Origin of the sequence: Kribbella albertanoniae (genome assembly GCF_004348455.1) — a bacterium.
Classification (GTDB): domain Bacteria; phylum Actinomycetota; class Actinomycetes; order Propionibacteriales; family Kribbellaceae; genus Kribbella; species Kribbella albertanoniae.
In genome coordinates this window covers 56,181-63,270 of record NZ_SMKA01000018.1, presented here as the reverse complement: position 1 = coordinate 63,270, position 7,090 = coordinate 56,181, and the positions used below count along the sequence as shown (strand labels likewise).

Annotated in this window: 7 protein-coding genes; 1 reads left to right on the top strand and 6 read right to left on the bottom strand. The window is 66.5% G+C overall.

Going from position 1 to position 7,090, the window contains the following annotated elements; all coding sequences use genetic code 11:
* From E1261_RS07440 to E1261_RS07430, 3 genes are all read right to left on the bottom strand, one after another.
* On the bottom strand, nt 1-628 hold a 628-nt coding region (locus tag E1261_RS07440; RefSeq protein ID WP_132403939.1), incomplete at its 3' end, for an MFS transporter.
* Nucleotides 625-1,095 carry a MarR family winged helix-turn-helix transcriptional regulator gene (locus E1261_RS07435; RefSeq protein ID WP_202874431.1) on the bottom strand — a complete coding sequence of 157 codons (471 nt, stop codon included), beginning with the start codon at nt 1,093-1,095 and terminating at the stop codon, nt 625-627. The genes E1261_RS07440 and E1261_RS07435, both read right to left, overlap by 4 nt.
* A 33-nt stretch (nt 1,096-1,128) precedes the next feature.
* Nucleotides 1,129-2,520 (bottom strand): FAD-binding oxidoreductase, encoded by a 1,392-nt coding sequence (locus tag E1261_RS07430; RefSeq protein WP_132403936.1) that lies wholly within the window; start codon nt 2,518-2,520, stop codon nt 1,129-1,131.
* A gap of 94 nt (nt 2,521-2,614) precedes the next feature.
* Between E1261_RS07430 and E1261_RS07425 the strand changes: the two genes are divergently transcribed.
* Nucleotides 2,615-3,061, top strand: coding sequence for an SRPBCC domain-containing protein (locus E1261_RS07425; RefSeq protein ID WP_132403933.1), 447 nt, complete (start codon nt 2,615-2,617; stop codon nt 3,059-3,061).
* Nucleotides 3,062-3,063: 2 nt separating this feature from the next.
* Here the strand turns inward: E1261_RS07425 and E1261_RS07420 are convergent, their stop codons facing one another.
* From E1261_RS07420 to E1261_RS07410, 3 genes are read right to left on the bottom strand one after another with little or no spacing between them, the layout of a single operon-like run.
* Nucleotides 3,064-4,656, bottom strand: a complete 1,593-nt coding sequence (locus E1261_RS07420; protein WP_132403930.1) for a discoidin domain-containing protein — start codon at nt 4,654-4,656, stop codon at nt 3,064-3,066.
* A 46-nt stretch (nt 4,657-4,702) separates the two neighbouring features.
* A complete protein-coding gene (locus E1261_RS07415; RefSeq protein ID WP_132403927.1) occupies nt 4,703-5,695 on the bottom strand; it encodes a TolB-like translocation protein in 993 nt (330 codons plus the stop codon).
* On the bottom strand, nt 5,692-6,936 hold the full coding sequence (locus E1261_RS07410; protein WP_132403924.1) for an MFS transporter: 1,245 nt from the start codon (nt 6,934-6,936) through the stop codon (nt 5,692-5,694). The genes E1261_RS07415 and E1261_RS07410 overlap by 4 nt, the downstream gene beginning before the upstream one ends.
* Nucleotides 6,937-7,090: the final 154 nt, after the last annotated feature.

Below are 7,090 nucleotides of genomic sequence, written 5' to 3'. Positions count from 1 at the left end.
CCCCACGCAACCCCGGCCGCACCTCCCCCTTGACCCGGAGCAGTGGCAGGCCCAGGACGCCGTACAGGGCTGCGGTGAAGGTCAACGCATCGACCAGGTACGCCGTACTCGGGCCCCAGGCGCCGACGATCAGTCCACCGACCGCCGGGCCGACCAGCATCGCGCCCTGGAAGGCGATCCGGTTGAGCGCGATACCGCCGGCCAGCAGCTCGCGCGGAAGGAGCTGCGGGAGGATGCTTCGGGCGGCCGGACCGGACGCAGCCCCGAGGGCGGACTGCATCGACACCAATCCGAGCAGTACGCCGACCGGCACCGAACCGATCACGAGCTGACTCGCCATCACGAGCGCGGTGATCAGCTGGAAGATCGTGATCACCAGATAGAACCGCCGCCGTTCGAACCGGTCGACGGCCGCCCCGGCGAAGAGGCCGAGCACGATCAACGGCAGCGCCTGCGCGAGACCGATCGCGCCGGTCCAGGCCGTGCTGTGCGTGTCGTCCCAGACCTGGAACATCACCGCGACGAACGCCAACTGCGCACCGAAGATCGACACCACCTGGCCGAACCACAGCCGCCGGAACGGGCGCGACGCCCGCAGCGGAGCCAGGTCGATCAGCACACCCTTCATTCGGCGAGCTTCTCGGTCACACGCTGATAGAAACTCTTCCGGGCCAGCCGTTCCTCGATGTCGCGCACCACCTGGCTCATCGGGTACGGCAGCTCGGCCTCGAGCTCGGCGATGGCCGCCTCGGTGGCCCGCCACTCCGCCGCCAGCAACCCGGCCAGCTCCTGAGCCTTCGGCGTCAACGCGACCACCTTGGCGCGGGCATCCGGCCCAGCCTCGGTCTGCACCAACCCGGCCGTCCGCATCGCGGCGACCTTCTGGCTGAGTGCGGAATGCGTCCGGCCCACCGACTCGGCCAGCTCGGTGATCGTCATCGGCCCACGCAGATGAAGCCGCAGCAGCTCCATCACGTAGTTGGGCTTGAGCCCCTGGATGTCCCGGTCGGTGTAGACCCGGCCGATCTCACCATCGATTCGCCCCAGCAACTGATGGAGCGCACGCCACTGACTCTGTTCTGTCGGATCATCCACCGAGCCATCGTAACAGCACTTATATAAGTACTGTTACAACGGCTCGATGTTCATGTTCCGGTGGAACACGTTGTCCGGGTCGTAGACCGTCTTGATCCCCTGCAACCGCGCGTACTTCTTCTCCCCGTACGACGCCCGCACGCGGTCGGTGTCGAATTCCGCCATCGCGTTGACATAGCTGCCGGTGCCAAGAGCGTGCGGCTGGAGTTCCTCCCAGAACGTCCGCACCCAGTCACGCTCCGGCGGCAGGCCTTCGGCGGTCGACGAGATCGCCACCAGGAAGACCGCGTAGCGCGGGGAACGGCCGCCACCGAAGGCGGTCTCGTCGTCATCGATCTCTGAGTAGGCGCCGTCGAGACGGTAGAAGAGAGTGTTCGACAGCGGCGACACCTTCCGCGCGACCTGGTCGGTGATCACCTCGATCGCCTCGTCGGTGAGGTCCTCGATATAGATGCCCTTGTCGTAGCAGTAGTGGCCCCACGCGTTCGGCTCGTCGATCGACTTCTGGACCTCGGTGAACGGCATCGGCGTGGTGAACTCGACGGTCGGCGGCAGCGCGGTCCTGACCTGGTCGACAGTCTCCTCGAACTGCTCAGCTTCAAAGCCGACGACGACCAGCGCATAGCCAGGCTTGAGCTGGTGCTCGGCCGGCACGAACGGGGCGTGCGGCGCATTGAGCGCACCGATGATCACGGTGACCTCGCGCGGCAGGTTCGGAACCAGATCACGCGCAAGCCGCAGTACGTCGGCGCCATGCTCGAGGTCCCACCAGAGCAGCCCGTACTGGACGATCGGCGCCATCTCGTGCAGCTGGAATTCGAACTCGGTCACGACACCGAAGTTGCCGCCACCCCCACGAACAGCCCAGTAGAGCTCGGGATTCTCGTCGGCCGCAGCGCGCAGTACCCGGCCATCGGCGGTGACGATCTGCACCGACAGCACATTGTCGAGGCTGAGCCCGAACTTGCGGGTCAGATAGCCCATCCCGCCGCCGAGCGTGAGCCCCGCGACGCCGGTGTGGCTGATCATCCCGGCCGGCGCTGCCAGTCCGTACTCCGCCGTTGCGGCATCTAGCTCGGACAGCAACGCACCGCCGCCCACCACCGCGCGCTTCGCCTCGGGGTCGACGGTGATCTTGTTGAGCGCGCTGACGTCGATCATCAGCCCGTCGTCGACGACCGCCGCCCCGGACATGCTGTGCGCGCCGCCACGGATCGAGATCTCCAGCCCGTTGTGCACCCCGAACAGGACGGCCGTCCGGACATCGGCGACGCTCACACACTGCGCGATCAAAGCCGGTCGCCGATCGATCGCGGCGTTCCAGACCCGCCGGGCATCGTCGTACGCCGCATCCCGCGGCCCGACCACCAGCCCGGCGATCGTGGTCCGTAGCTCGTCGATCCCGCTGTCAGCCGTCTGCGTCATTCCGCACTACCTCCCCAGGTCTCTGTCAGCCTAGGTCGGCAGGTAGCGGCCGACAGGAGCCTTTCGGGCAGACCTTCTTGTACGGTTCCCGATCATGACCAAGGTTTTCGCACTGCGGACCACGATCGACCTCGACGCGCCCCCGGCGGAGGTCTGGCGGGTGCTGACCGACAGCGCGGCCTACCCCGAGTGGAATCCGTTCATCTTCTCGCTGACCGGTGAGCTGGCGGTCGGGTCGACCGTCAGCACACGCATCCGCGACACCAAGGGGAAGGAACGCACCTTCACTCCGAAGGTGCTGGTCGTCGAGCCGGACCGGGAGCTCACCTGGCTCAGTCGGGTCGGCTTCGGTGGTCTGTTCGACGGCAAGCACACCTACCGGCTGGAGGATCAGCCCGGTGCGCGCACCAGGCTGATCCACGACGAGGAGTTCCGCGGTATCGCCGTACCGTTCCTACATTCGATGTTGCGCACGACAATCGAGCCGCAGTTCGTGGCGATGAACCACGCCCTGGCGGCTCGATTGGCTAGTGACGTCTGATCTCAGGGCTTCGCTTTGCAGGTGTAGGTCGGGCTGCTGTCCAGGACCTCGTTGTTCAGGCCCAGCAGCGTCGAGGTGAACGAGTTGTCGGTCATGTTCAGCTTCAGCACGCCGTACGTGCTCAGCCGCTTGGCCGTGATGGATTCAGCCGGCCCGAGGTCGTACGGGCTGGCGCCGGCCATCCCGCCGATGATCTCGACGGTTCCGTTCGGGTCCCGCTGACCGTCGCCGTTCAGTGGGTAGAACCGCTCGTAGTGGTGGTCGTGCCCGTTCAGCACCAGATCCACCTTGTTGTCGGTCATCACCTTCCACAGCGCGGCGTTGCCGATACTGCCCCGCTCGCCCGTACTCCAGCGGGGATGGTGGTAGTAGGTGGCGATACAGCCCTTGTTCGTGGCGGCCAGGTCGGCCTTCAGCCACGCCATCTGGGTCGACGACGAACCGCCGCTGACGAAGTCGTTCGAGTCGAGGGCGACGAAGTGCCAGTTGCCCTTGTCCCAGCTGTAGTAGCGCTTGCCCTGCGGCTTCGCGATCGCCCCGAAGTACCCCTCGTACCCACTGAACGCAGGCTCGGCGTACGACTCGTGGTTACCGGCCGACGGCTTGGTGATGCTCTTGAACCTGCCCCACGTCTTGGCGTAGTAGTTCTGGAAGTCCGACAAGTAGGCGTCGTCGTACTGGTTGTCGCCCATCGTGATGACGTTGGCCGGCTTGATGAAGTCGACCACGTTCGCGGTCTTCGGGTGGATACAGGACGAGGACGACGCGGTGCACTGCTTGGCGATGTCACCGGCCGCGGCGAGCACGAACTGATTGGTGCCACCCGCGCTCGTCCTCGCCGTGATCGCCGTACTCGTCCCCGACACGTTGCCGGCCAGGTCCCGCGCTCGCACGCTGTAGCTGTACGAGGTGTCGGCGGTGAGACCGACATCCGTGTACGACGTGCTCGTGGCTGTCGCAACCGCGACACCGTTGCGGAGTACGTCGTACCCGGAGACACCGATGTTGTCGCTCGACGCACTCCAGCTGAGTGCGACCGAGGACGACGTGACCCCCGTACTCGTCAGGCCGGCCGGAACTGTCGGAGCCTCGGTGTCACCAGTGGAATCGGTGACGCCGTAGACCTCGAGCTCGAACAGCGAGTATCCCCAGGCCGTGCCGCGCTGGGTGCCGACAACTCGCACGTACCGGCCGTGGCCGGATAGTCCGGTGATGTCGTCGGTCCCGCCGTTCTGGCCGGTCAGCGACTTCGTCGTGGTGAAGTTCGTGCCGTCGTCGGAGACCTCGATCCGGTACGACGACGCGTAGGCCGCCTCCCAGTTGAGTTTGACCCGGTGAACATCGGCCGCCTGACCGAGATCGACCCAGAGCCATTGCGGGTCGACACCTTCCATGCTGGCCCACCGTGTCGTGGTGTTGCCGTCGACCGCGTTCTCGGCCGGGAAGGTGCCGTCCTCGAGGCTGGACGCGAGGACGGGCTGTCCCCGGGACAGCAGGACGTCTGCCGTGGTACCGGCGGTGGCGGCGGAGACGCCGACCCCGGCGACCAGCACCAGTGGCAGCACTGCCGACCACCGGCGTATTCGTTTGCTCATGACAACCTCCGTGGGGCGTAGAACCATCTGGACGACTCGGCGGACCTCACGGCTTCTGGCCGCCGCCGAGGGACGGGCTGGTGGCGTGCCGAACCAGCAGGGTGGGCGGTTTGGTCAGGCCGACGGACCAGATGTCGGTGGTTCCGTCGGGAGCACGGAGTGGGTAGAGCAACGTGGTGTTGTCGCGCCACACCGGCTGATCGTCGAGCAGACGGTCGTCGGGCGGGTTGGTCACCTTGCGGGTGGCAAGGTCCAGCACCGCCAGGCGCCATTTGCCAGTGGCAACCTTCTGTTTGTAGGCGATCCGGCGGCCGTCCGGTGACAGCGAGGGGCACTCGACGTTCCGGGCGATCGCCTGACCGAGGTAGTTCGCGTTGTCGGCTTCGATCAGGTAGGTCTTGCCCTTGCTGGCCATGGTCAGGTAGAAGCGGTTGCCGTCGGCAGCGAAGGTGATCCCCCAGAAGTTCACGTCCGAGGCGAAGTACCGCTTGTCGTCGACGAAGACCGGGAGTGATTCGACCGACTTGATGATGTGCTGGTTGTCCAGGTTGTAGAAGCCGGTCCGGGTGGAGAAGCTGCTGGCCGCATAGGAGTCGCCGCTGACGAAGAGCGTCCAGTTGACGATCCGGCCGTTGGGCGAGACCCGGGCGCGGCTCGGCGTACCAGGGAGCGTCGCGCGGTAGACCTCCTTCAGGCTCGCGTCGAGGACGATCATCTCGGTGAGCGGTGGCAGCGAATCCGGCTTGAGTCGCAGGCAGATCGCCGTACCCCGTGCTGCGGCGAACCGATCGCAGGACAACTCCCCGACACGTCTGGCCGCCGCTGGATCGGCCGCCGGGACGGCCGCGAGTTTCCCGCGGTCCGGCCCGTCGGCGAGATTGCGGAAGAACAGCGTCGACGGCTCCAGGGCGAGCGTCTGCCCCGTGCTCACCGCTACGGCGTTCACGGCGGCACCGCCATGCCGCGCGGAGACGACGTACGCGACGGCACCGCCCAGCAGTACGGCGAAGCCGGCGATCAGGGCGATGATCTTCCTCATCGTGCAGCCTCCAACGGTCGGATCACGGCCGCGGCGACGGTCACCGTCAGCAGGGCCGCAGTGAACAGAAGCAGGGCCGGGCCGACGTCCCACAACGTCCAGAGCAGTCCGACGGTGACGGCCGAGACCATCCGCGCCAGCGCCTGGCCGGTCTGCAGTACGGCGAGGCCCGACGCCCGAAGCTCCTTGGGAAGCATCGGGCCGGCGGCCGCCGGCAGCACGCCGTCCGTGGCTGCGTAGAAAGCCCCGTGCAACGCAAGAGCCAGCCACCAGTTGCCGATCGGCCCGCAGACCAGCAGGACCGCGACGACCAGCGCCAAGTGCCCGGCGATGAAGATCTTCCAGCGACCGATGCGGTCACCGAGTCGGCCAAGCGGAATCGCCAGCAGGAGGAACGCGCCCGCGGTCCCGAGCGGCAGCAGCGGGAACAACCGGCCGTCGATATCCCAACGGCGTTGCAGCGCTAGGTAAAGGAACGAATCGGTGACGGTGAAGAGCCCGAGCGCCGCAGCCCAGACGCAGCAACGCCGGAAGCTTGCCTCCCGCAACAACCCCAGCATGGTACGGAAGGACGGTTTGTTCTTCGCCGGCTCAGTGCTGAGCCGGGTCCGGTTCGGGACCAGCACCATCAGCAGCAGTACGGCGCACGTCGCCAACGAGAAGCTGGTGACGAAAACGGCGTTGTAGTTGCCGAGCGCCGCCCAGAGGACCGCGGTCGCAGCCAACGGGCCGAGGGCAGCGCCGACCGTGTCCATGGTCCGATGGACACCGAACGAGCGCCCGAGCGTTTCGGGCGTGCTGCTCAGTGAGATCAGGGCGTCGCGCGGTGCGGTGCGAATGCCCTTCCCAGCCCGGTCGACGGCCAGTACGGCGCCGATCGCGGGCACCGACGAACCGGCCACCAGGAACCCCAGTTTCGCGACCGCCGAGACGCCGTACCCGATGCCGGCAACAGCCTTCAGGCGCTGCCAGCGGTCGGCGACATGCCCTCCGACCAACCGCAGTACGGCGGTCGCACCGGCGTACAGGCCGTCGAGCAGTCCGAACTGCAGCGGGTTCAGACCGAGCCCGAAGACCAGGTAGAGCGGCAGGATCGCGGTCACCATCTCGGAGGAAATGTCCGTGACCAGGCTGACGACGCCGAGCGCGACGACAGTGCCGGGCACACGGCCGAGGACCGTGCGCTCTGGGGTCGTCCGGGCCGCGGCCTGGTCAGCGGCTCGGGTTCCGGCTAGGTACATACAACCTCCGTGGGGCGTGCCGGAGAAAATTGTTAGGAAGGTTACCTAACAGTCCGAGCACCGTAAACCCCCGGTGAACCAGACGTCCAGAGTTCAGTGTTCATGCGTTTCATGCATGAACATGGTTTCAAACAACTATTGGACGAATAAGCCC